At 65.7% G+C, this 21,047-nt stretch carries 27 protein-coding genes; 2 read left to right on the forward strand and 25 right to left on the reverse strand.

The window, feature by feature from the left end:
- Positions 1 to 36: 36 nt before the first annotated feature.
- The 15 genes from ACK4FH_RS15095 to ACK4FH_RS15165 form a co-directional block, all read right to left on the reverse strand.
- Positions 37 to 708, reverse strand: coding sequence for a nitroreductase (locus ACK4FH_RS15095; RefSeq protein WP_409815568.1), 672 nt, complete (start codon positions 706 to 708; stop codon positions 37 to 39).
- 28 nt (positions 709 to 736) lie between these two features.
- Complete coding sequence (locus ACK4FH_RS15100) at positions 737 to 1,756, reverse strand: acyl-CoA dehydrogenase family protein (RefSeq protein ID WP_409815571.1); 1,020 nt, start codon at positions 1,754 to 1,756, stop codon at positions 737 to 739.
- 12 nt (positions 1,757 to 1,768) lie between these two features.
- A complete protein-coding gene (locus ACK4FH_RS15105) occupies positions 1,769 to 2,920 on the reverse strand; it encodes an acyl-CoA dehydrogenase family protein (protein WP_409815572.1) in 1,152 nt (383 codons plus the stop codon).
- 27 nt (positions 2,921 to 2,947) lie between these two features.
- Positions 2,948 to 3,739, reverse strand: coding sequence for an SDR family NAD(P)-dependent oxidoreductase (locus ACK4FH_RS15110; protein ID WP_409815574.1), 792 nt, complete (start codon positions 3,737 to 3,739; stop codon positions 2,948 to 2,950).
- Positions 3,740 to 3,864: 125 nt separating this feature from the next.
- Positions 3,865 to 4,059 carry a hypothetical protein gene (locus ACK4FH_RS15115; protein ID WP_409815576.1) on the reverse strand — a complete coding sequence of 65 codons (195 nt, stop codon included), beginning with the start codon at positions 4,057 to 4,059 and terminating at the stop codon, positions 3,865 to 3,867.
- Between the two features lie 131 nt (positions 4,060 to 4,190).
- Complete coding sequence (locus ACK4FH_RS15120; protein WP_409815579.1) at positions 4,191 to 4,385, reverse strand: hypothetical protein; 195 nt, start codon at positions 4,383 to 4,385, stop codon at positions 4,191 to 4,193.
- 8 nt (positions 4,386 to 4,393) lie between these two features.
- Positions 4,394 to 4,750 carry a hypothetical protein gene (locus tag ACK4FH_RS15125; protein ID WP_409815582.1) on the reverse strand — a complete coding sequence of 119 codons (357 nt, stop codon included), beginning with the start codon at positions 4,748 to 4,750 and terminating at the stop codon, positions 4,394 to 4,396.
- An 80-nt stretch (positions 4,751 to 4,830) separates the two neighbouring features.
- Entirely contained in the window at positions 4,831 to 5,541 is a 711-nt protein-coding gene (locus ACK4FH_RS15130) for a DUF2793 domain-containing protein (protein ID WP_409815584.1), read from the reverse strand.
- Positions 5,531 to 9,385, reverse strand: coding sequence for a glycoside hydrolase/phage tail family protein (locus ACK4FH_RS15135; protein ID WP_409815587.1), 3,855 nt, complete (start codon positions 9,383 to 9,385; stop codon positions 5,531 to 5,533). The genes ACK4FH_RS15130 and ACK4FH_RS15135 overlap by 11 nt, the downstream gene beginning before the upstream one ends.
- Positions 9,386 to 9,388: 3 nt before the next feature.
- Positions 9,389 to 9,823, reverse strand: coding sequence for an NlpC/P60 family protein (locus ACK4FH_RS15140; RefSeq protein WP_409815589.1), 435 nt, complete (start codon positions 9,821 to 9,823; stop codon positions 9,389 to 9,391).
- A gap of 4 nt (positions 9,824 to 9,827) precedes the next feature.
- Positions 9,828 to 10,670, reverse strand: a complete 843-nt coding sequence (locus ACK4FH_RS15145; RefSeq protein ID WP_409815592.1) for a DUF2163 domain-containing protein — start codon at positions 10,668 to 10,670, stop codon at positions 9,828 to 9,830.
- Positions 10,671 to 10,673: 3 nt separating this feature from the next.
- Positions 10,674 to 11,306, reverse strand: coding sequence for a TIGR02217 family protein (locus ACK4FH_RS15150; protein WP_409815595.1), 633 nt, complete (start codon positions 11,304 to 11,306; stop codon positions 10,674 to 10,676).
- Positions 11,307 to 11,323: 17 nt separating this feature from the next.
- Positions 11,324 to 11,953 carry a phage tail tape measure protein gene (locus ACK4FH_RS15155; protein WP_409815597.1) on the reverse strand — a complete coding sequence of 210 codons (630 nt, stop codon included), beginning with the start codon at positions 11,951 to 11,953 and terminating at the stop codon, positions 11,324 to 11,326.
- Between the two features lie 7 nt (positions 11,954 to 11,960).
- Positions 11,961 to 12,152: a rcc01693 family protein gene (locus tag ACK4FH_RS15160; RefSeq protein ID WP_409815599.1), complete on the reverse strand. Its 192-nt coding sequence runs from the start codon at positions 12,150 to 12,152 to the stop codon at positions 11,961 to 11,963.
- Positions 12,149 to 12,466 carry a gene transfer agent family protein gene (locus ACK4FH_RS15165; protein ID WP_409815602.1) on the reverse strand — a complete coding sequence of 106 codons (318 nt, stop codon included), beginning with the start codon at positions 12,464 to 12,466 and terminating at the stop codon, positions 12,149 to 12,151. The genes ACK4FH_RS15160 and ACK4FH_RS15165 overlap by 4 nt, the downstream gene beginning before the upstream one ends.
- 96 nt (positions 12,467 to 12,562) lie before the next feature.
- Here ACK4FH_RS15165 and ACK4FH_RS15170 point away from each other — a divergent pair, with 96 nt between their 5' ends.
- Positions 12,563 to 13,453 (forward strand): hypothetical protein, encoded by an 891-nt coding sequence (locus ACK4FH_RS15170; protein WP_409815604.1) that lies wholly within the window; start codon positions 12,563 to 12,565, stop codon positions 13,451 to 13,453.
- A gap of 1 nt (position 13,454) precedes the next feature.
- On the opposite strand, the gene ACK4FH_RS15175 is transcribed toward ACK4FH_RS15170, so the two are convergent.
- The 8 genes from ACK4FH_RS15175 to ACK4FH_RS15210 form a co-directional block, all read right to left on the reverse strand.
- The gene (locus ACK4FH_RS15175; RefSeq protein ID WP_409815607.1) at positions 13,455 to 13,868 is read right to left on the reverse strand and encodes a phage major tail protein, TP901-1 family; all 414 of its coding nucleotides are present in this window, start codon (positions 13,866 to 13,868) and stop codon (positions 13,455 to 13,457) included.
- Positions 13,865 to 14,266, reverse strand: a complete 402-nt coding sequence (locus ACK4FH_RS15180; RefSeq protein ID WP_409815610.1) for a DUF3168 domain-containing protein — start codon at positions 14,264 to 14,266, stop codon at positions 13,865 to 13,867. Before ACK4FH_RS15180 ends, ACK4FH_RS15175 begins: the two co-directional genes overlap by 4 nt.
- A complete protein-coding gene (locus ACK4FH_RS15185) occupies positions 14,263 to 14,589 on the reverse strand; it encodes a phage head closure protein (protein ID WP_409815612.1) in 327 nt (108 codons plus the stop codon). Before ACK4FH_RS15185 ends, ACK4FH_RS15180 begins: the two co-directional genes overlap by 4 nt.
- Positions 14,586 to 15,149 (reverse strand): head-tail connector protein, encoded by a 564-nt coding sequence (locus ACK4FH_RS15190; RefSeq protein ID WP_409815614.1) that lies wholly within the window; start codon positions 15,147 to 15,149, stop codon positions 14,586 to 14,588. The genes ACK4FH_RS15185 and ACK4FH_RS15190 overlap by 4 nt, the downstream gene beginning before the upstream one ends.
- A 134-nt stretch (positions 15,150 to 15,283) precedes the next feature.
- On the reverse strand, positions 15,284 to 15,715 hold the full coding sequence (locus ACK4FH_RS15195) for a hypothetical protein (protein WP_409815617.1): 432 nt from the start codon (positions 15,713 to 15,715) through the stop codon (positions 15,284 to 15,286).
- An 8-nt stretch (positions 15,716 to 15,723) separates the two neighbouring features.
- Positions 15,724 to 17,013 (reverse strand): phage major capsid protein, encoded by a 1,290-nt coding sequence (locus tag ACK4FH_RS15200; protein WP_409815619.1) that lies wholly within the window; start codon positions 17,011 to 17,013, stop codon positions 15,724 to 15,726.
- A 23-nt stretch (positions 17,014 to 17,036) separates the two neighbouring features.
- Positions 17,037 to 17,702 (reverse strand): HK97 family phage prohead protease, encoded by a 666-nt coding sequence (locus ACK4FH_RS15205; RefSeq protein ID WP_409815622.1) that lies wholly within the window; start codon positions 17,700 to 17,702, stop codon positions 17,037 to 17,039.
- Between the two features lie 200 nt (positions 17,703 to 17,902).
- The gene (locus ACK4FH_RS15210; protein ID WP_409815625.1) at positions 17,903 to 18,160 is read right to left on the reverse strand and encodes a hypothetical protein; all 258 of its coding nucleotides are present in this window, start codon (positions 18,158 to 18,160) and stop codon (positions 17,903 to 17,905) included.
- A gap of 27 nt (positions 18,161 to 18,187) precedes the next feature.
- Between ACK4FH_RS15210 and ACK4FH_RS15215 the strand changes: the two genes are divergently transcribed.
- On the forward strand, positions 18,188 to 18,490 hold the full coding sequence (locus tag ACK4FH_RS15215) for a hypothetical protein (protein ID WP_409815627.1): 303 nt from the start codon (positions 18,188 to 18,190) through the stop codon (positions 18,488 to 18,490).
- Here the strand turns inward: ACK4FH_RS15215 and ACK4FH_RS15220 are convergent.
- Complete coding sequence (locus tag ACK4FH_RS15220; RefSeq protein WP_409815635.1) at positions 18,462 to 19,664, reverse strand: phage portal protein; 1,203 nt, start codon at positions 19,662 to 19,664, stop codon at positions 18,462 to 18,464. The genes ACK4FH_RS15215 and ACK4FH_RS15220 overlap by 29 nt on opposite strands.
- 234 nt (positions 19,665 to 19,898) lie before the next feature.
- A partial coding sequence (locus tag ACK4FH_RS15225) for a DNA-packaging protein (RefSeq protein ID WP_409815630.1) occupies positions 19,899 to 21,047 on the reverse strand: 1,149 nt, incomplete at its 5' end.

Consider the following 21,047-nt stretch of genomic DNA (forward strand, 5'->3'; position numbering starts at 1 on the left):
TGAACGATCCCAGCAAGGAACCTTCAGGAAGCGCCGTCAGAACCCGCTGAGCGTAGCAAATTCCTCAAGCGGTGCGCGATCCGTTCGCAATTGGTTAATCGGCGCGCTTTCATCCATGTATCCGAGCCCCAGCCCACAGAAGAGCATAAGCTCTTCGGGCATCTCCACAAACTCGGAAACGGTCTTGTACCAGATGGCCCAGGCTTCCTGCGCCGCCGTGTGGAGGCCATGTTCGCGGGCGGCGAGCATCACCGACTGGATGAACATGCCGAGATCGGACCACTGGCCGAGGCCCATCTGGCGGTCGATGGCGAAGAACATGGCGACCGGCGCATCGAAGAAGCGGAAATTGCGGGCGAACTGCATAAGCCGCCCTGCCTTGTCTTCGCGGGAGACGCCAATGGTCGCATACATGTCCTCGCCGCATTTGAAGCGGCGGGCCTTGTAGGGCTCGGTCAGGCCCTTCGGATAGATGTCGTATTCTGTGCCCTCGCCGAAGGGATTGTCCTTCTGCTTCTCCGCAACAATGCCGAGGAACTCCTCAAGCTTCTTTCCCGTCAGCACATAGACATGCCAGGGCTGGAGATTGCCGCCCGACGGCGCGTATTTCGCCTCCTCGAGAATCTGGCGGACGGTCGCCTCCGGCACGGGCTTGCCGAGAAAGGCGCGGCAGGTGATGCGGCTTTTCAGGGCTTCGGAAACTTTCATCGGGCTTGTCCTTGTCTGGTTTCGAATGTCAGCGGGCGGTCACATGCGGCCAGAGCGCATCCGCGCCGCCCTTGATCGTTTCGCGGCCGAGCCGCTTTGCCCACTCCGTGCCAGAGCCGAATTCGGCGCGCCATGACCAGAGACGGCGCGTGGCAAAATGCAGGCCATGTTCATAGGTGAAGCCGATGGCACCATGCACCTGATGGGCAATCGAGGTGGCGACGCTGGAGGCATCGTCGACGCGGATTTTCGCCGCGGCGATCTCAAAGGCGGCATCGGCGCCGCGCTTCACCGCCTGCGCACAGGCAAAATCGGTGATGACCCCGCAGGCGGCGGCCTGCGTGGACAGCACGGCAAGCTGCTGCTGGATTGCCTGGAACTTGCCGATGGGCTTGCCGAACTGCGTACGTTCATTCGCATAGGCGACCGACTGCGCCGAGAGATAGGAGAGCGCACCGGCCATCTGGCAGGCGCGGGTGAGCGCACCGTAAAGCTGCATCGCGTCGGCAGGAAGGCTTGCCTTCGCACTTTTCGCCGCTGCATCATTCAGAACGACATGGTCGCGCGGTTCGCGGGCGACGTTGAGGCCCGGTGTGATATTCGCGCCGGAAAGCGGCACCAGCACAACCTCGCCCCCCACAATGGCAACGCCATGCGACGCATCGCGGCCCCACGGTACGCGCTTCGCCTCGCCCGAGAGCTTGCCGCCCGAGTGCGTGAAATCGCCATCGAGCAACGTGATCACACCTTCCGGCACATCGAGTCCGGCTTTGGCGAGGAACCAGTTGGCGAGGATCGTCTCCGCGAGCGGCAGCGGCGCGACATGCTCGCCCGCCGCTTTCAGCACGATGGCGGCATCGGCCCATGTGGCGCCTGCACCGCCTAGTTCTTCCGGCACGAGCACGCGGGTGAGGCCGTTCGCCTCCACCTCGCTCCAGAGCGCGGCGGGGAAAGCACCCTCCTCCGCCTTCTGGATCAGCTGCTTGGTCACGCGGTCGGACAGGAGGCCGTTCACGCTGTCGGAAAGGATCGTCTGCAATTCATTCATTGTCGTCTCTCCTCAGCGAAGCCCAAGACCGCGCGCGATGATGCCGCGCAGGATTTCCCGCGTGCCGCCGCGCAGCGAGAATGATGGCGTCGTCTGTGTCAGATAGCCGAGCACTTCCTCATAGTCGCTGCCATCGCCGATGGTGGGGGCGATGCCGAGAAGTTCATGCGCGACGACCGGCATGTCCTGTTCGAAGATCGCGCCGAGATCTTTCACGACCGATGCTTCGAGCGCCGGGTTCTCGCCCTTTTCAAGCATACCCGCGACCGAGAGCGACATCTGGCGCAGCGTCAGCAGATGGGCGACGAGGCGGCCGATCACCGCTGCACCTTCATCGCCACCATGTATTTCGAGTTCGCGAATCATTTCGACCATGAGCAGGAAGCTCGACAGATACCGCTCGGGGCCCGAGCGTTCGAAGGCGAGTTCCGCCGTCACCTGACCCCAGCCGCCGCCCAGCGTCCCGACCATCATGTTGTCCGGCACGAAGGCATCCTCGAAGACGACTTCATTGAAATGCGCATTGCCCGCGAGATCCTTGATCGGGCGGATGGTGACGCCTTGCGTCGTCTTCAGATCGACGAGGAACTGGGTCAGGCCGGAATGTTTTGCTTCCGGCGCGGAGTCGGTACGGAAGAGCGCGATCATGTAATGGGCGGTGTGGGCGCCGGAGGTCCACAGCTTGGTGCCGTTGACGCGGAAACCGCCATCCACCTTGTCGGCGCGGGTGCGCGTGGCGGCGAGGTCCGAGCCCGAATCCGGCTCCGACATGCCGATGCAGAAATAGCATTCGCCCTTCGCGACGCGCGGCAGAATGGACTGGCGCTGTTCCTCGGTGCCGAAGCGGAGCAGCAGCGGGCCGGACTGGCGGTCGCCGATCCAGTGTGCGCCGACGGGGGCGCCTGCGGCGAGCATTTCTTCCAGCATCACGTAGCGGTCGAAGAAGCTCCGTTCATGGCCGCCATATTTCTTCGGCCAGGTCATACCGATCCAGCCCTTGGCGCCCATCTTGCGGCTGAACTCGGGGTCAGATCCCGACCAGGTCTGCGCGCGCTTCACTTTCGGCACGCTGCGCAATTCTTCAGCAAGGAAGGCGCGTATCTCCTCGCGGAGACCCATTGTCTCGCCGGGCAGTTCGCATAGATCGAACCTGAAAGGCTGCATCTCTTACTCCCAGTTCTTCCGGTTTTCTTATGTGACGAGCGCCGTCGTGCCGCCGTCGATCCGGATATTGAGCGCGTCGATGGCGCCGGAAAGGGGGCTCGCGACGAATGCAACGAGATTTGCGATTTCCTCGGGCAGCGGGATATGGCCGGTGAGGTTGCCCATGACGCTTTTCAGCACATGGGGCTCCACTTCTTCCCATGTCGCGCCCCAGCCGCGCTCGCGGCCCTGTGCGAGGAAGCGCTCTTCCACTTCCTTCGTGCGGATGAGGCCGGGCGAGACGAGATTGACGGTGATGCCGGTGCCCGCAAGTTCCTTTGCGAGCGAAACGGTCATGGTCGCAAGCGCGCCTTTCGAGGCGTAGTAGTGCGGCATGCGGGCGGCGGGCTCCGTCGAGCCGATGGTGCCGAGCATGACGATGCGGCCCCAGCCGTTCGCCTTCATCGCGCCCATGAAGCCGCGCGTGAGGCGCACGGCGGAGAGCACGTTCTTTTCGTAGGCGTCGATCCAGCCATCCGTTTCCGTGCGGCTCCACGAGCCGGCATCGGCGGTGCCGTAATTATTGATGAGGATGTCCACATCGCCGCAGGCGGCGATGACATCCGCTGCACCCGCATCAGTGCAGATATCGCCCGCGACGGCGACAGCCGAAAAACCAAGGGCGCGGATTTCGGCGGCGGCTTCTTCCGCCGCGGCGATCTCGAAGCCATGCACGATCACGTCTGCGCCTTCGCGCGCCAGTGCATGTGCGATGGCGCGTCCCGTGCCGCGATGGCTGCCGGAGACGAGTGCGCGCTTGCCCTTGAGCTGGAGGTCCATGAGCCGCCCTGATTTGCCGTTTCTTCTGCGGCGCTTTTTCTAGCAGCAAAGCGCGCGCCTGTCCGGCTTCGGCGCCGGATTTCAGCGGCATAGGGCGGCGGATGAAAGCGCCGGTTGGAGCGAGGTCAGAATTCCGCTGCGGCAAGTATCGCCGCCGGTTCATTCGTGGCGGCGATCTTTGCGGGCTCGAACAGCGGCGCGAAGGCGAGACCGGTATAGAGGCCGGCCGAAAAGAGTGTGGCCGCGGACAGGCCAAGCCCCGCCGCCGCCAAGGCGCGGCGGCGCGACCTGCGATTGTAGAAAATCTTCCTCGTCGCCATCTGCTTCCCCTCTCTGTCGTGCTGCGGGCGCAGGGCGCCCGGAGCCGGGGTGCGGTTATGGCGATTATGACAATCAGGGTTTACCAGATCCTAAAGGTGAAACCTCGAATTTGATCGATTTTCCGGTGCCGTCAGCGCCGCTTCGCGAAGCCGACATTCAGCGCGAGGATGTCGATGACACGGGTGATCTTGCCCATGACCTCGTCATCCTTCCTGGAGGGCGTTGCGGCGGCGATGGCCGAGGCCGCGCCGACGACTGCGAGGGCGGCCTCGATCCAGGCGGCAAAGACACCGCCGAAAAGTCCGGTAAGAACTGATTCCATCATGTTTCCTTTCAGGTGTGGTGCCCCTCCCCTTCGGGAGCGGCGTAGAAGAAATGCCCGCCGATCAGGGCGAGCGGGGTTTCACGGCGGGCCCAGTCCGGGCACTCCGTATGCGGATGGAAGCGGGTAGCGCCCCCGGCAGGGCCGGGGCCGGCATCGACCGCCGCACAGCAGATGGCCGCGAGCGCCAGCAGGTCGTTTCGTGCAGGCAGAGCCGCCCTGCCCTGCAGCCGCCGGACAAGCGCATGGGCAAGGGCGCGGCGGGCTTCTTCCGTCTCACCCTCGGCCAGCAGGGCCAGCTCTTCGGCGAGGCGGAGAAGCGGTTTCAGGCGCCTGCAAGTGAGGCTGGTCGTGAGTGGCAGGCTCATGCCGCGAAATGCTCCCTGAAACAGAATAGGAATTTATTCCGATATTTGAGAACAAATTAGGAACATTGTCAAACCACCGCTCAGGCGGGACCGGTCAGCTCCAGGCAGTGGATGGCAAGGCGGACGCGGCCGCCGGTGAAGTCGCCGCCTGCGGCTGTGAGGCGGAGCGGCGTCGCGCCGTAATAGGCGACGGGCGTGCCGGAGACGCCGATGACTGTCGCATCCAGCATGGCGCCGATGCCGTTGCCATAGCGGGCGGGGTCGGCGGCGACGCCGAGGCTCCATGACGCGGCGCCGGTGATCGCCTCGATGACGATGCCGGTGACGCCGAGCACGATGGCGCGGTCCGGGATGACAAAGACCGTGTCGGACGTCGCGCCCTCTGCCAATTCGTGCTCGCCCTCGATGAGCGTCAATGCGGTGGCGGCGCCGCTCGCGGCAGCGATGCCGCTACCGGCCGCTGGCGACCAGCCCGTGCCGTCATGGATGAGCTTCGCGCCGGTGGCTTCATCGAAAGCCTGCCAGCCTGCGCCGGGCGCAAAGAAGACCCAGGCGCCGTCGATCAGCGCGGCGATCTTTCCTTCATGCCCAGCCCATGCGCCTTCCGCTTCCGCACCTACGATGTAGCGTGCGCCCTCTACCGGCTCTTCGGGCGGCGCGGCGAGATCGCGCGCGGCGACGGAGAGATACAGCAACGCATCGAGGCGGCGGAGAGCTTCGTTCACGGTCACATGTTTCTGCGCCTGTGCGGCTTCGAGAAAGGGAAGTCCGAGATGAAAACTAGTCGACATGAAGATGCGCGCTCCTTCCGCTGCCGCGGCCAAAGGCGCGGCTCAGTTGATAGATGGTGACGTCGAGACTTTCGAAATCCGCATGGCCGAAATCGGCGCTTTGCTGGACGGCGGTGTAGACGGCCCGCGGTTCGCTGCTGGCGAGGACGCGCTTCACGGTAACGCCGTCGTGGATTTCGACTTCGTATGCTTCCAGTTCCTCGCCGAGCGGCACATCGAGCCCGATCCAGCTATCGCCGCCGATGCGCGTGCGCCTGATCCATGTCAGTTCGATGCTGCCGCCTTCGCTGCGCCGTGCGCGGAGATGCACCGGCGAGAGCGGACGGAAACCGACGCCTTCGAAAGCGCGAGTGATGCCCGCATAGAACGGATCGTCATATGGCAGCGGCGCCGGGCCATAGAGCCATTGGCGCTCAAGGCCGCGTTCTGCTTCGAGCAGGCCGATCTCGCTCACCGCGTCATCGAGCAGGACGAAGCGCGCGCCTTCCGCCAGCACATCCTGCATTGCGGCCTCCGTGCCCGCCTGACCGCGCAGGAGGCCGCGCAACAGATATGTTGCAGGCGCGACAAGCTCCGCCTCGCGGAACTGGATCACTTCCCATGCGCCATCCGGCGCTTCGAGCGCGGCAAAGTTGGCGCCGTCGAGAACGGCGCGCTCGCTGACGCTTGCGAGCGTGCCGCTCACGAGCGTGACCATCAGCTCGTTTGCCTCGTCCCAGCGCGATGCCGGCCCGGCGGCGAGCGGCGAGGCGGCGCGGCCCAATGTTGCCTGCGCGCTGACCACGCGGTCGAGCGTCGCGCCCGTTCCTTCCTGCCTGTAGATGGCGATGCCGCCGGGCCAGGGATCGGCGGCGACGGCGATGCGCGGCGCGTGGGGCGTTTCGTTGCCGGTGACGAGCGGCAGGTCCATGAAGACGGCGAGCGGCAGGCCATAGTCGCGCGGCGCAGCGGGAACGGTGTCGCGCGGCGGCGCATCGGAGGGCGCGAAGAGGCCCGGCATGTCCGAGACGCCCGATGCCTCGCGCGCACCTGCATCGACAATGCCGGTGAGGCGGTAGCGCGCGATGCGGTGGCCGAGATCGAGCGCGAGGATGTCGCCGGGCTCGAGCGCAACAAGGCTTGGCGGCAGGGCGAAATCGCCGCGTTCGCGCTCTTCCCATGTTTTCTGCAACCAGAGATCGGCGATACGCTGCGCCTCCACCTGCGTCAGCACCATGGGAAGCGCCGCCGTCACCACGCGCTGGCTGCCACCCGCGAGGCGGCGCGCCTCGACTGCCGCCTGCCGGTATTCGCCACCGCCATCGATACAGGTGAGCTTCAGCGCGGCGGGTAGCTCCGTCTCCTGCGCGCGGGTGAGCTTCCAGCCGGGCGCGGCGCTGTCATCGCCAACGGCGAGCATGTCCGGCGTGAGCGACATCGCCGCCGCATCGCGATGTTGCGAGAAGCGGATGGTACCGTCCGACTCCACCGCGTCGAAAAAGCCCGCCAGCATCAAGGGCTCGATGGCCGCGCGAGGTGACATGATGCGGTCGATCACGAAGCCGTCGACGACACCATGCAGGTCATCCACGGCAAATTCGGTGAAGCCTGCATCGCGCATGATGGCGGCGGTAAGCGCGGCGAGCGGTGCGGCGCCCATGCGGCCATTGAGCCAGTGGCCGAGCCGCCAGTTCGTGGCATCCGCCCAGACATCGTTCCGTTCCGGGAAGGCCGGGAAAGGCCGCGCGTCCCATGTCCAGAGAAAGATGCGCGCCGGGTCGACCATGCGCCCGCCATAAACCATGGAGACGGGGTTCGCACCGGCAATGTAATCGTCATGCGCCGGCGACCAGTAGCTCATTTCCGCTTCGATGAAACGGCGCTGGATGAAATCGTCCCGCGTGCCGCGCGAGAAATGCGGCGCGGCGCTTTCTGCCGATTTCGGATCGACGAAGCGGTTGGGTTCGTTGGTGCCCTTGTCGATCGCCGGGCAGCCGAGTTCGACGAACCAGACGGGCTTCGATTGCGGCAACCATGCCGTCGGCGTATCCGCTTCCGTGCCGTCAGGCCGGTCGTAATGTGCGTTCGACCACCAGTTCTTCAGGTCTTTCGCGCGCCAGAGCCAGGGCTTGCCGTAAGCACCGTCCGTAATCGGCGTGCGGATTTGCGCGGCGCGGTGTTCCTCGCTCGCATAATACCAGTCGTAATCCTCGCCACCCGCAATGCGCGAGCGGAGATAATCGAGATCGTAGATCGAACCCCAATCCTGCGCATCGAGATGCGCATCGCCATCGCGCCAGTCGGTCAAGGGCGCGTACATGTCGATGCCGATGAAGTCGATATTCGCATCCGCCCAGAGCGGATCGAGATGGAAGGCGAAGCGGCCCTCGCCCCTGTCATGGCCGCGATATTCGGACCAGTCGGCGGCATAGGAGATTTTCGTGTGGGGCCCGAGGATCGCACGTACATCCGCCGCGAGGGCCTTCAGCGCGGCAACTGCGGGATAGTTGCCCTCTTCGTCATGCGCCTGGGTAAGCGCGCGCAGCTCCGAACCGATGATGAAGGCATCGACGCCTCCCGCCGAAGCGCAGAGCTGCGCATAATGCAGCACCATGCGGCGGTAGGACCATTCGCCAGCGCCGGGCGTGGCGCTGCCGAAGAAGGAGGCGACATCCGCTGCGACATCGCCCGCCGGCGCAATGCGGCCGCGCCAGGGATAGGCGCCCTGCCCGCCCTCGCCCGAGGGATCGGGCAGGCCCGCATCCGCCGGAATATCCATCATCACGAAGGGATAGAAGACGGTGGCGAGGCCGCGCGCCTTCATATAGGTGAGCGCGCTGCGCACGCTCGCGTCGGACGGTGTGCCGCCATAAGCGGGGCGGCCCTCGATGCGGCTCACTTCCGTTGCGGCGAGGCGCGAGAGGCCCGCAACATTCCAGTTTTCCGGCCAGGTGATCTTGTGGCGCGTCTCGACCTTCGGACGGATGGAGCAGGAACCGCAGCGCAGATCGTCGCCGAACCACGAGACGACGAGGAGAGCCGCCTCGACATTCGGCAGCGATACCTCGAGATCGTCCATCGCGGCGGCGAAGTCCGCAACGCCGGACGACATATGCGAGTTGATCGGGCGGCTCGAGACTTCGGTCAGGATTTCGCGGCGCGGCTCCGTGTCGTAGACGAATTCGCCTGCGCCGGGGATCACCGTCACGGCACGCACCAGTTCCTCGACGCCATCGAGCGTGCGGAAGACCTCGAAGCTCAGTTGCGGAATGCGGTTGCCGAAAGGCGTGACGTTCAGATCTTCGAAGACGATATAGGCCGTGCCGCGATAGGCGGGCGCCTCGCCCATCAATGCCTCGATCAGCGGATCGGGCATCTGGTTCTCGCCGCCGCGATGGAGCCGCCAGGTGACATTGGCAAGCGAGAGCGGCTTGCCATCCGCCCAGACACGGCCGATGCGCGTCACCTCGCCTTCGCAGAGCGCGACGGCGAAGGAAACGGAATAGCTGTATTCGGCAACGGTGGCGGACGCGCCGCCGCCCTTGCCGCCGCCTGCGGAGCGGCGATGCGCTCGCTCGACATAATCCGTTGCCCAAATCACCTGACCGCCGATGCGGGCGCGGCCGTAAAGTTTCGGGATCGGCGCGCCTTCGCTGGACGCCATGACATGGAGATCGCCGAGGCGCGGGCCTTCGACATGCGACGAGGCGCCGAAGAGACGGGCATCGGCCATCGAGCCTGCGATGGAGCCGAGCGCACCGCCAAGCGCCGCGCCCGACACCGACATGCCGAGAAAGCTCAGACCAGAAGGCAGCAGCGCGCCGCCAAGCGCGGAACCTGCGCTAGAAAGAACGAGTGTCGCCATTGTCTAGTCCTCGATGCCGGGAAAACGGAAGGCGAAGGCGGCGCGGGCGCGCCACCAGCGGCCGATATGGGTTTCGACGACGGCATGGCCCGACCAGGCATGGATCATCCGGTCATCGCCGCTGACGATGGCTGCGTGTTTCGCGGGGCCGTGGCGGCGCATGCGGAAGAGCAGCACGTCGCCCGCGCGGGCTTCCGCCGTTGTTATTTCCGTCATGTGACGGCGCGCGGCTTCGGCCATTGCTTCTTCAGCGCCCGATCCTTCCGCCCAGTCAGGCGAATAGGGCGGCGGCGCTTCCGGCTCCGGCCCCATCACCTCGCGCCAGACGCCGCGCAGGAGACCGAGACAATCCGCGCCTGCCCCCTTCACGCTTGCCTGATGGCGATAGGGCGTGCCGATCCAGCCGCGCGCGGCGGCGACGATGTCATTGCGGTTCATGGGTTCACTCGCCTGCGGAGGCCATCACGAAGTCATTGCCCGGCATATGCGGGAAGCCGCGAAAGTTCACCGCATTGGCGAAACGATCGCGGCAGGTGGCAAACTGCTTGTCGCAACCGGCCGTCACTTCGAACGTGTCTCCGGGCATGAGGGGCCGGGCAGCGGCGCGCCAGAGTTCGATCCGGCCGCCTGCACTATGCGCCTTCACTTCCATCACCGCGCCGTCATTCGCGCCGCTTGTGAAGGCGAGCCTGCCGCGCGTGAAATGAGCGGCGGGAAAGGCGGCGAGTTCCGCTGCGAGGATTTCCCGATCCGCGCTCACACTTCCGACCGTTGCTTCCACTGTCCAATCGGATGCGGCGAGACCGCAGCGCGCATCGCAGAAATCCGCGTCGCAGCCATATTGATAGAGGCGGCCGACCGGCTGATTCAGCCTATGCGCGAGGCCGCGCAGCTCCGCGGTGAAGGCTGCGCCGGAGCGCGAGACTTCGCCGAGATTGCCCTTGCGCATCAGCAGGCGCTCGCCCGCGTCCTGCCAGTTGACGCGCCATATCTCGAATTCGGCATCGTCATAGAGGCCGGCGGCGAGATCGCCTTCGTCGAGATGCTCTGAGGTGAGCGCGCCTGCAACATCGAGATTGCCGGGGTTGAGGCCGCTCGTACTTTCGATGGCGGACGCGGTGAAACCGCCTGCGGCTTCATAGGTGACGCCGCCGAAGACGAGATCGCGGTCATGTTCGGTGAAGCCAAGAACCGCGCCATCGCGGCGCGTGAGCTTCCAGCACCAGGCAAGCGTCGTCGTGCCGCTGGCCAGATGCGCCGCGACGCCGGGGGAGATGGTTTTCATGATCTAGATCCTGATCTCGATGACCGGGATGTCCGGTACGCTGCCTGCTTCGAAGGCAGCGAGGTTGATGTCGAGGAAGTCGGTGTCGAAGCGGACGGGAACGTCGAATTCGAAACCGGCGGTGACGGCCGCGCCGGGTGCAGGCGGCGACGTGAAAGTGACTAGGCCGGTCGTGTGGCCGGCGGTGAAGCCAGCGCCCTCTTCCATCGGCGCGCCTGCTACGGCGATGCGGATGCTGCCCGCGACGGGCTTTGCAATCTCGCGGGTGTAGCTTGCGCCGCCGGATGCATAGGTCTTCACGAGCTGGAAGACAGTTTGCGTGCCGTCGCCCGCTCCAAGCGCCTGATCGAGCGGTGAGACGGCGGCCGACGGGCTCACGCTTTTCCAGTCGGCGCGGTCCCGCCAGCGGAAGCCGTGGAGCCGGCCATGCCGCGCCTCGAAGAAGGCGATCAATTCGTGAATATCATCAAGCCGCTTCAGGCCGAAGCCGGCATTGAAGCGCCGCCGCGAGAGCGCCCAGGGGCTGTTGCGCTCCTCGCGGCCGGAGCCAAGGGTGACGATTTCGGTGCGCCGCTCCGGCCCGCCGCTTGCGCCGAGCGAAATCGACAGCGGGAATCTGATTTCGTGGAAGGCCATGTCAGATGTTCCTCATTTCAGATGTTTCTTCGGCCGCGCGTGGCGGCGCGGGCGAGCATGGCGGCGATCTGCGATTCAGAGCGGCGGAAGCTTGCGGCGTCCGTTGCCGTCACATTGAAAGTGATGTGCATGGGCGGTGCGCCCTCGCCCGACGCCACGCCGAGGCGGCCATCCGCGCCGCGTCGGAGCGGCAGGATCGCCTCCGCGCCCGCTTCGCCCGCAAGGCCAGTGCCGCTGCGCAGGGGAAAGAGCATGGGGCTCGAGACGACACCGCCTTTTGCGAAGGGCAACACGCGGCCATCCGCGATCGCATTGCCGTCGGCACTGCCGATGAGCGAGCCGAGCATGTTGCCGAGGCCGCTGCCGACTGCGCCCGTCACCGCCTTCACGGCATTGTCGAGGGCGATGCGCGAGAGGTCGAGCGCGAGTTTTCTCAACGTGTCGGAAAGCGAACGGCCCTTGATGGCGGCGCCTTCGAAGGCAGAGGCCAGCGCATTGCCGAAATCGCGCCCCTCGCGCGTGGTGCGGCGAAGCTCGGTGCTGACGCTTTTCAGCGCCTGTTCGCTGTCGAGCGCGAAACGCTGCGCCGCCTCGCCCGCCTCCATCATGGCGCGGGTGAGGGCTTCGGGGTCGGTGCTCTCTGTCATCTGATCCTCAATCGGGGTAGCGCGCCATCAGCGCGTCGATCTCTCTGCGCCCCATCTGTGTATGGCGCAACGGATGCAATGCGCGGGCGGCGGCGGCGAGTTCGGGCAGGGTCATCCGCCAGAAGATTTCCGGCGTAAGGCGCAGGCGGCCGAGGCCGAGCGTCATCGCCTCATCCCACGGAAAGCGCGGGGTGCTCAAGGCCCGCTCCCGCCGAAGGTTGCGGAGAGCAACGCCGCAACTATGGCGACGAAGCCCGCCGCGCCGCCCTCCGCCGTCATGCGCGCGACATCTTCGTCACTGTGCTGATATCCGGCGCCGCGGAGGCCCGCGCCGATGATCTTCATGGCGTCCGTGGCGGCGATGCGGCCCGTCTCGAAGCGTGAGGCGAGTGCCAGCATGTCCTCGCCGCCGAAGGCATGTTCGAGTTCGGCGAGCGCGCCAAGCGTCAGCACCAGCGTCATGCGCTCGCCATTCAGGAAGGCCTCGATTTCGCCGCGATGTCTGTTTGCCATTTCTGCCTCATTTAGACTGGAGCCTGCCGCCCATATGCGGCTATCCTTCCTCGGGGCCGCGCTTCGCCGGAAGCGCCACATCGGGGGACTTCGTTCGTGAAACTTCTACGCCTTGCCGCCATCGCACTTGTCGCCGGTACCGCCGCGTGCGCGCCAAAACTCGAGACGTTGCCGGTCGCCGACTTTCAGGCGTACAAGCCCGATCTTACGGGCGTCGCGGAACCGGCTACGCTTCGCGGCAGCTATTCGCAAAAGCCGGGCCTTGTCGGCAGCGCGACCTATGCCGTCGGTGTCTTCGCCATCAATGGCAAGGTTGCCTTCGAAGACGAGAAGTTCGACGCGCCGATAGAGCTCAAGCCCGGCCCGCAATCCCTCACCATCGGCTATCTCGTCGGCAGGCGCGGCGATTCCATTCCCGTGATGCTCAATGCGAAACCGGGCGGCCGCTATGTCATCAAACGAGCCGAGGACACCAACTGGGCGGACGGGCTGAATTACAACCGCATTCGCACATGGCTCTATATCGAGGATGAGCGGACAGGCGAAATCGTCGTGCCGAATACGCCAGATATCATTATGTCGATCGAGGGACGCTACCAGCCACCCTCCGGCGCCGATGTGGCGACGATACGCGGCACAGTCCACGAGAGCGGCCTCAGCGTCTATCCCATCGCCGTCGACGGGCAAATCGTGCCGGAAGACAGGCAACGCGGCGTGTGGGTCGCGCCGCGGTGGGAACCGACAAAGTCCGTCGCCCTTGCACCCGGTATACGGGCCATCGCCATCCTCGCGCGCACCGGCCTGTACGAAGGCTATCTTCCCGTTCTTCTGGATGCGAAGCCGGGTGTCTCCTATACCGTCAAGTTCGACTTTGCCTTGAAGCGATCAGGTGGCGTGCGGGTACATACTCATACGATCTGGATCGAGGACGCGGCGACGGGTGAGATCGTCGTTCCGAAATCGGACCTGCCCGGCACCATCTTGTAGATCACTCCGCCGCGAAGGCGATTTCGCCGGCGCTTTCAAGCGCGAGGTCGAAGGTGATTTCGCCGTCATGGTCGCCTGCGAATTCGAGCGCGGTGATCTGGAAAGGGCCTGACACGGTGCCGAAATCGGGAATGACGACTTTCCAGGCGCGGATGGCGCCCGCGAAGAAGATGTCGCGGACGCTCGCGTCCGACGCCGCATCGCGGAAGATGCCGCGGCCGGTGATGGCGGCGGAGCGGACGCCCGCACCTTCCAGCAGCTCGCGCCAGCGGCCGGCGGATTCGGCATGTGTCACGTCCACCGCACGGGCATTGAAGGCGATGGCGCGGGAGCGGAGCCCCGCGACGGTGATGAAACTTCCCTCGCCCGTGCTGTCGAGTTTCAGCAACAGGTCCTTGCCTTTCTGGGCTGTCATTCTGTGTCTCCCGTTTCTTCCGTGACGGCGCGGAAGCGGATGGTGCCGCGCCAGGTGAGGCCGTCCGCTTCGCGGCGCGTTTGCGCATCGAGGAAGCGGAAATTGACGAGGGTGTGGCCCTCAAGCGCGAGGGCGGCATCGTACAGCGCCAAGCGGACCGCTTCGAGGATCGATTTCGCCTCGGCCCTGCCGCCGCCGCGCGTGAAGCAATGGAGCGCGAGGCGATGTTCCATGCCGGCCGGCCAGTCGCGCATCTCGCTTTCGCCGAGAACGAGATAGGGATGCGCAACATCGCCGGGCGCATTGTCATGGATGCGGGTGGCGACAAGCGCCGCCAGCGGGGCGTCGGACGAGAGGTGGGCGAAGATCGCCTTCTGCAATTCGAGATCGGCGCTCATGCCACTTCCTCGCAATCGAGAATGAGAAGGTGCTTTCGCCCGTCCGGATCGCGGATGGCGCGAATGTCGAGCGCGCGCGTCTTCCAGAGGACGCGCATGGCGGCGTTGAGGCCCTCGCGGTGGCGGATGGTGAGGCGCAGCCGCGCGCGGGGCGCGAGACGCTCGCCGGTGACGCGCTCATCGCCCGAAAGGGTTTCCACCTTTGCCCAGATTGCCGCTTCGTCCTCCCAGCTCACGTCAGCGCCGCCCGCGCCATCGGCTTCAAGCAGGGGCGACTGGAGCGTGACGCGCTCGCGCATGTCGCCGATCGGATTGTTTTTCACAGGCGGAGCCTCCGGTAAGGCGCTGCGAGCGCGGAGACGGTGCGCGGGAGTTCCGCTCCCTCGCCCATCGGCGCGCGGTTCTCGAACCAGTGCGCGGCGAGAAGAAGCACCGCCTGTTTCAAGGTCTGCGGGACGGCGGCGGCAGGCCCATAGCCCGCGGTGAATTCCACCTCGATGCCCGCAAGCCGCGTGGCGGGCATGGGCCAGGCCTGACCGCGCCTTGCGGCGATGCGCGGCGGCTCGCCCTTCGCATCCACCTCGTAGAAGGCAGGGTCGATCGTGAGCATGGTGCCGCTCAGAAGCGCGACCTTCACCGCGGTCACCTCCGTTACGGGCGCGAGCGGCAATTCGATGGGGCGCGATGGCCAGTCATCAAGCGTCAGCCGCCAGTGCTGCATGACGAAGGCGCGGCGCGTTTCCGCCTCGAGCGCGGTGCGCGATGCGGTGATGAGGGCCGCGAGCAGCGCGTCTTCCTCCGCCGCGTCGAGGCGGAGATGGGCGCGGGCTTCTGCGAGTGTCACCGGCTCTTCGGCCGGGGGCGCGATGAGAGAGAGGGTCATGTGGGCCTTGCCTGATTTTCAATAGTTCTGTCATCCCGCACTTGTTGCCGGGATCCATTTGTGTTTCTGCCCGTTGCGGCCACCAATGGGCCCCGGGGGCAAGCCCCGGGGTGACACTGATGGATGACGGCCGACTAACTCACCGGCTTCAGATGGGCGCCGCCGAGAAGCGCGAGGGCGGCGACGGGTGTTGCTTCCTCGTGATCGCCGAGGAAGAGAACGCCGACACGCGTGTAGCGCGCGGGGCCCACATAGCCGGTGCGGCAGATCGCAAGATCGCCGCCCTCGCTTTCGATGCGGGCGAAGATGCCCGCTTCGTCCGGCGATGCGCCCAGCACTTCATGGGCGGCGGTGACGGGCAGCCAGTCGCTGCCATTCTCCGACGACTGAAGGACGCAGGCGATGGCACATTCCTCCGAAAGCGCCTCGCCCGCGGCGCCGATCAGCACCAGATGTTCCACCGCCTGAAAGCCCTTGCCGTCGACGGGCGCGCCGTAGCGCGTGGCCGTCGAGGGCGCGGGATCGAGCGTCTGAACCGGTTTCAGGCTGTTGTGAATGTCGCGCATGGGCCACCTCACGACGAGAACTGGAGGAACTTGATCGCCTCGAAGTTCTGGACGCCGCCGCCGACGCGCTTCGTCGTGTAGAAAAGCACGTAGGGCTTGGCGCTGTAAGGATCGCGCAACACGCGGATGCCGAGACGGTCGACGATCAGATAGCCGCGCCGGAAATCGCCGAAGGCGATGGCGGGCGCATCCGCCGCGATGGAGGGCATGTCTTCGGCCTCCGTGACGGGGAAGTTCAGGAGCGCCGGCGGCTGGCCGGCGGCGAGACCCGGCTGCCAGAGATAGTTGCCATCCGTATCCTTGAACTTGCGGATCATGGCCTGGGTGGAGCGGTTCATCACGAAGCGGCCATTGGCGCGGTAGCCCGCCTTCACCGCATAGATGAGGTCGATCAGCTTGTCGCCGGGGTTGGAGGTCGGGAAAGCACCTTCATTGCCGGTGGCGACGAAGCCGAGCTTGCCCCATTCCCAGGCGTTGTCCGCCACGCGCTCATAATCGAGGAAGCCGCGCGGCTTCTTCACGCCGTCTCCGCACACGAAGGCCGCACCTTCCTGTTCGGCGAAGGCGGTCTGCACTTCCTCGGCGAGCCACTGGTCGATATTCACCGCCGCATCGTCGAGGAGCGTGGGCGTCGCCGCCGGCATCGCATAAAGCTCCATCGCCGGGAATTCGATTTCGGCGAGAGAGGGCGTTGCCGTTTGCGGGCGGGCTTCCGTTTCGCCGACCCAGCCCGTCTGCAAGCCGCCCAGCGCAAAGGGTTTCTTGTAGGACGACGAGCCGATCTGGCGGATGCCCGCGATGGCGCGGATGGGCGAGACTTCCGTGACGATGCGGTCGATCATGCGTTCCGTCTCGGCGGGTACGAGATAGCCGCCATCGGGATCGGGCTGCGTCGAGAGGGCTTTCGCTTCGAGGCCGCGCAGCTCATGCGCCTCGCCCTTGCGCACATATCGCTCGAAGGCGCGTTTATGCTCGCGGCCCGCAAGGCCCGTTTCGGCATGACCGGAAAGTTCCGGGCGGCGGGCGGCGAGCGTCAGCTCGTCGAGCTTCTTCTTCTGCTGGTCAAGCGCCTTGTTGATGCGTTCCACTTTCTCTTCGGCGATCACATCCGCCGAGAGTTTCCGCTCCAGCTCGCCGAGGCGTTCGTCATTCGCAGATTTGAAATCCTCGAAGGCGGAGAGGAACTCGTCCATCGCCTCGCGCACTTCGAGGGCGCCGGCGCTTTTCGTTTCCGGCGCGCGCGTGTCTTCCTTCAGCGTGGCGCCGATGCGCGGCACGCCGTCATTCCAGTTCGACATGATTGTCTCCGTTGGGTTCAGGTTCAGTGAGTGAAAAGGCGCGCGGCCGCGCGGAATGCGCGGGCGAGCGCCTGGTCGCCGGTTGCCGCGTCCCGCGGCTCCAGCGCCTTGAAGCCGCGATGCACGATGGTGCGGGCTTCCATCCGGCTGAACCCTGCATCCCGCATGAGCCAGCGTTCGAATTCGCGTGTCGTGGGCCTTGTGCCCCGCTTCACTGCGCTGACGCGAGCGGCGGGGAGCATAGGGAAGGTGACGACGGAAATTTCCCAGAGGTCAACCTCGATGAGGCGGCGCGTGCCGCTCGCGCGGTCGCTCTCAGCCTTCACCACGTGATAGCCGATGGAGAGACCGTCGACGGCGCCGGCGCGCATCAGCGCCAGCACCTCGCGGGCGCGGGCGACATCGGCGAGGAGCTGGCCGCGCACGAAGAGGCCTCGCGCATCCTCGCGGATTTCCTCCCAGGTGCCGATGACCTCGTTCGGGTCGTGCTGATAGAGGAGTTTCACGCCGCGCGGGCCGCGCTTTGCGAGCGACTTGTGGAAGGCGCCTGGCATGACCACGTCGCGGCCCAGATCCTCCGCGCCGAAAAGCGAGGCATAACCCTCGAAACTGCCATCGGGCTTCACGGCCTTGGCCTCGAACCGCGCAGCCTTCCGCTCGCCTGCCCTGTTGTTCACGGCTTCGCTCACTTGTTCCTCCGTATAGGGATGTTTTTGGGCAACAAAAAGGCGCCCCGGGGGCGCCTTCAAGTTTCTCTCATTTAGTCATACCCGGGCCCTCGTTTGAACCTTAAGGAGGCCGGGCATCCAGTGACCGCTTGCTCCGCGATCGCCGCTCTGGACCCCCGGATCAAGCCCGGGGGTGACAGATTATTTTTCAGGCCTGTGACCTACCGTCCCAGCCTCTCCTCGATCCGGGCCAGCGAGGCGTTGGCGGCTTTGGTTTGCTCCTCGAGGCGGGCGGTGCGTTCCACCAATTCGCCGATGCGCTCTGTGCGGACCTCAAGGGCGGTGAGGCGCTCGGCGGCGGCGCCTGCCCAGAGGAGGGCGGCGCCGGTCTGCATGGCGATGGTGAGGATGACGGCGAGGGGCACGCGGCGGTCAAGCGCCCATGCCGCCTGTTTTTTCGTGTATGCTTCCGCTTCCATCCCGCTCACCTCAACAAAAGGCCCGATATGACTTCCGACGAATGGCTGATCGTTCTCATGGGCGCGGCGCTTGCCTGCGGCCCCATCCTGCTCGTCTGGACCGAGGAAAAGACGCGCGACAAGGGCGTTGCCATCCCCACTCTCTTCTCCATCATGGGTTACCGTTTCTCGCCGCATAGCGTGTTCAGCCTCGTGGTCGGGATCATGCTCATCGCGCTTTCCTGGCAGATGCGCGGGGCGAGCGTGAGCTTCCTGTTCCTTGTGTTCGGCTTTGTGGGGCTTGCCGCCGCGATCCAGAACATCATCCGTTCGAAGAAGCGCGGCAGCTGACGCCATAGCCTGCCGCTTCGCGCTTTTCCTCGTCGGTGAGGAAGCTGGCGCGGGAGAGGCGGGACCAGAGCGCGTCGCGGTCTGCCGACAAGGCATCCACCTGATCGGCGTCGTACCAGAGGCGGAGGCGGCCGTCGTAGCGCCCGCCCAGCCAATGCGTCAGCGCGCGGGCGGTGCGGCCGGCGAGCGGCAGGATCGTGCCGCGCCAGAAGGCGCGGTTCGCCTCGCGCATATTCGCATAGGTGTTGTCACCCGGAATGCCGAGCAGCATGGGCGGCACGCCGAAGGCGAGCGCGATGTCGCGGGCGGCAGCGTGTTTCGCCTCGATGAAATCCATGTCTTTCGGCGAAAGCCCCATGCTCTTCCAGTCGAGCCCGCCTTCGAGCAGCAGCGGGCGGCCCGCATTGGCGGCGCCCTGATAATTCTCGGCAAGCTCGCGCTTCAGCCGCTCGAACTGGTCTTCCGACAGGTTCGCGCCGCCCTCCCCGCCCTTGTAGACCAGCGCGCCGGAGGGGCGGGCCGCATTGTCGAGCAGCGACTTGTTCCAGCCGCCGGCTGCATTGTGAATGTCGATGGCGCAGGCGGCGGCTTCGAGCGGGCTCTGCCCATAGTAGTCGTCCACCGGGTTGAAAAGGCGGAGGTGCAGCACCGCGCTCCGCTCGCCGGCGGGGATCGTCACCACCCGTCCGTTGACGGAATATTCGTAAGCCTCGGGCCAGCCATTGCGGCCGGGAACGGCTTTCATGCGGTCGGGGCGGAGCACATGCAGCTCGCGAGGGGCACCGTCCACCTCCACGAGTTCGAGATAGGCATTGCCCGCGACCTCGAGGAAACTGTAGCAGCTCTCGAAAAGGTCCGCGCCGGACTGGCCGCCATTCGGATGTTCGAGGAGGGTCAGCAGCGGGTGCTCGGTCAGTTCGCGGGGGCCGTCGTAAAGGAGCCAGGGGAGGCTGGCGGCGGCTTCGGCGATCATGCGGACTGAGCGATAGGCGACGGCGTTGCGGCGGTAGCCCTCTTCCGCCAGCGCCGCATAGTCGCGCGGCGTCCAGACGGGGCGGCCCTGCATGTGAAGCGCGATCATGGGCGCGACGCGGCTTTCCTTTGCGGCGGGCGCGCCCCTTTCAGACATACGGGGGCGCATCGCGCGGGCGAGCGCGGTGAACGGGTTTTGCATGGGTGGTGGTTCCGTCTTGTGGCGGTGGTTGTCCGCCTCGTTAAAACTCAATGTCACCCCGGCACTCGTTGCCGGGGCCCAATCCACTTCGTCATTTGCGGAGAGGCCAATGGGTCCCGGGGACAAGCCCCGGGATGACATCTGTGGGTTGGTGAGGCTTCAAACAAACGCCGTCATTGCGAGGAGGCCGGCAGGCCGGCGAAGCAATGACGATGATGTTCGATCTTTTGTACTCTACAACCCCCTTACCTTCGGTTCGCCTGCCTCGCCGGTGAGCATGAGTTCCGTCAGCGCCCAGACGAGGGCGTCGAGGCGGTCGGGGCTTTTCTGGCCGGGGGTCCAGTCGCACAGCTGGTCTTCGAGTTTTGCGAAGCTGCCGACGTGATGAACGAGGCCGCGCTCGTAGAGCGCGGCGACGGGTTCGGCCCGGGCGACCTTGCCGCGGGTGGCGCGGACCAGGCGGATGGGCGCCAAGGGCATTTCCTGACGCATGACGCTTTCGACCATCTCGCCGCCCTGGTTCGCTTCGGCGACGATCCTGTCTGCCTCGTGCGCGCGGTAGCAGCCGGCGACGCGCTTTGCCCAGGCGAGCGGCGAGAGGCGGCCCATCGAGCGGTCGTCCAGCACATAGACATGGCCGTCTGCCGCGAGGCCCGCACAGACGATGCCGCATTCGTCGGACTTTTCGCCGCCGGTGATGGGCGGGTCGACGCCGACGACGACGCGCATGAGCGCGGGGGCTTTCACGATGCGGCCCTGTTCGATCAATTCGCGGTTCCAGAGCGCGTCCGGATTGTCGTCGATCAGTTCGGCATCGAGTTCCTGCCGCCCGAGGCGCGTGCCTTCATAACGCGCGATGACGCTGCGGAAGAACCCTTCCGCCAGATGAGCGCGGTTCGCATGAGTCGAGGCGCGGGTGACCGCTGTGGTTTGATCCGCGATCAGGCGCTTCAGGATCGGCACGGGGCGCGGCGTGGTCGTCATCACCTGACGGGGGTGCTGCCCAAGGCGCAGGCCGAATTGCAGCATGTCCCAGGCGGCTTCGGCGTAGCGCCATTTCGCAAGCTCATCGCCCCAGGCGGCATCGAATTGGGGGCCGCGCAGACTGTCCGGCTCGCCCGCGGAAAAGACATGGGCGACCGCACCATTCGGCCAGAGGAGGCGCTTGCGCGTGACCTCGTATTTCGGGCTTTCGGCGCCTGCGATGGCGCGGAGGCCGGAGGGGCCGTCGATCATCACCTCGCGGGCATCTGCAAAAGTTTCGCCGATAAGCGCGATGCGGCCAGCACGGCGGGCCATGACTTCGGCCTGCACCCATTCGGCGCCGGCGCGGGTTTTCCCCGCGCCGCGGCCGCCAAGCACGAGCCATGTGGTCCACTCGCC

Source organism: Parvibaculum sp., from assembly GCF_046297875.1.
Taxonomy (GTDB): domain Bacteria; phylum Pseudomonadota; class Alphaproteobacteria; order Parvibaculales; family Parvibaculaceae; genus Parvibaculum.

Coding starts and splice junctions, on each gene's coding strand:
- ACK4FH_RS15215 (WP_409815627.1), top strand. CDS start 18,188: ATGACTTCCGACGAATGGCTGATCGTTCTCATGGGCGCGGCGCTTGCC.
- ACK4FH_RS15155 (WP_409815597.1), bottom strand. CDS start 11,953: ATGACAGAGAGCACCGACCCCGAAGCCCTCACCCGCGCCATGATGGAG.
- ACK4FH_RS15145 (WP_409815592.1), bottom strand. CDS start 10,670: ATGAAAACCATCTCCCCCGGCGTCGCGGCGCATCTGGCCAGCGGCACG.
- ACK4FH_RS15175 (WP_409815607.1), bottom strand. CDS start 13,868: ATGACAGCCCAGAAAGGCAAGGACCTGTTGCTGAAACTCGACAGCACG.
- ACK4FH_RS15100 (WP_409815571.1), bottom strand. CDS start 1,756: ATGAATGAATTGCAGACGATCCTTTCCGACAGCGTGAACGGCCTCCTG.
- ACK4FH_RS15130 (WP_409815584.1), bottom strand. CDS start 5,541: ATGTCGACTAGTTTTCATCTCGGACTTCCCTTTCTCGAAGCCGCACAG.
- ACK4FH_RS15165 (WP_409815602.1), bottom strand. CDS start 12,466: ATGGCAAACAGACATCGCGGCGAAATCGAGGCCTTCCTGAATGGCGAG.
- ACK4FH_RS15190 (WP_409815614.1), bottom strand. CDS start 15,149: ATGACCCTCTCTCTCATCGCGCCCCCGGCCGAAGAGCCGGTGACACTC.
- ACK4FH_RS15135 (WP_409815587.1), bottom strand. CDS start 9,385: ATGGCGACACTCGTTCTTTCTAGCGCAGGTTCCGCGCTTGGCGGCGCG.
- ACK4FH_RS15195 (WP_409815617.1), bottom strand. CDS start 15,715: ATGCGCGACATTCACAACAGCCTGAAACCGGTTCAGACGCTCGATCCC.
- ACK4FH_RS15150 (WP_409815595.1), bottom strand. CDS start 11,306: ATGGCCTTCCACGAAATCAGATTCCCGCTGTCGATTTCGCTCGGCGCA.
- ACK4FH_RS15095 (WP_409815568.1), bottom strand. CDS start 708: ATGAAAGTTTCCGAAGCCCTGAAAAGCCGCATCACCTGCCGCGCCTTT.
- ACK4FH_RS15110 (WP_409815574.1), bottom strand. CDS start 3,739: ATGGACCTCCAGCTCAAGGGCAAGCGCGCACTCGTCTCCGGCAGCCAT.
- ACK4FH_RS15115 (WP_409815576.1), bottom strand. CDS start 4,059: ATGGCGACGAGGAAGATTTTCTACAATCGCAGGTCGCGCCGCCGCGCC.
- ACK4FH_RS15210 (WP_409815625.1), bottom strand. CDS start 18,160: ATGGAAGCGGAAGCATACACGAAAAAACAGGCGGCATGGGCGCTTGAC.
- ACK4FH_RS15200 (WP_409815619.1), bottom strand. CDS start 17,013: ATGTCGAACTGGAATGACGGCGTGCCGCGCATCGGCGCCACGCTGAAG.
- ACK4FH_RS15180 (WP_409815610.1), bottom strand. CDS start 14,266: ATGAGCGCCGATCTCGAATTGCAGAAGGCGATCTTCGCCCACCTCTCG.
- ACK4FH_RS15125 (WP_409815582.1), bottom strand. CDS start 4,750: ATGAGCCTGCCACTCACGACCAGCCTCACTTGCAGGCGCCTGAAACCG.
- ACK4FH_RS15220 (WP_409815635.1), bottom strand. CDS start 19,664: ATGCAAAACCCGTTCACCGCGCTCGCCCGCGCGATGCGCCCCCGTATG.
- ACK4FH_RS15140 (WP_409815589.1), bottom strand. CDS start 9,823: ATGAACCGCAATGACATCGTCGCCGCCGCGCGCGGCTGGATCGGCACG.
- ACK4FH_RS15105 (WP_409815572.1), bottom strand. CDS start 2,920: ATGCAGCCTTTCAGGTTCGATCTATGCGAACTGCCCGGCGAGACAATG.
- ACK4FH_RS15120 (WP_409815579.1), bottom strand. CDS start 4,385: ATGATGGAATCAGTTCTTACCGGACTTTTCGGCGGTGTCTTTGCCGCC.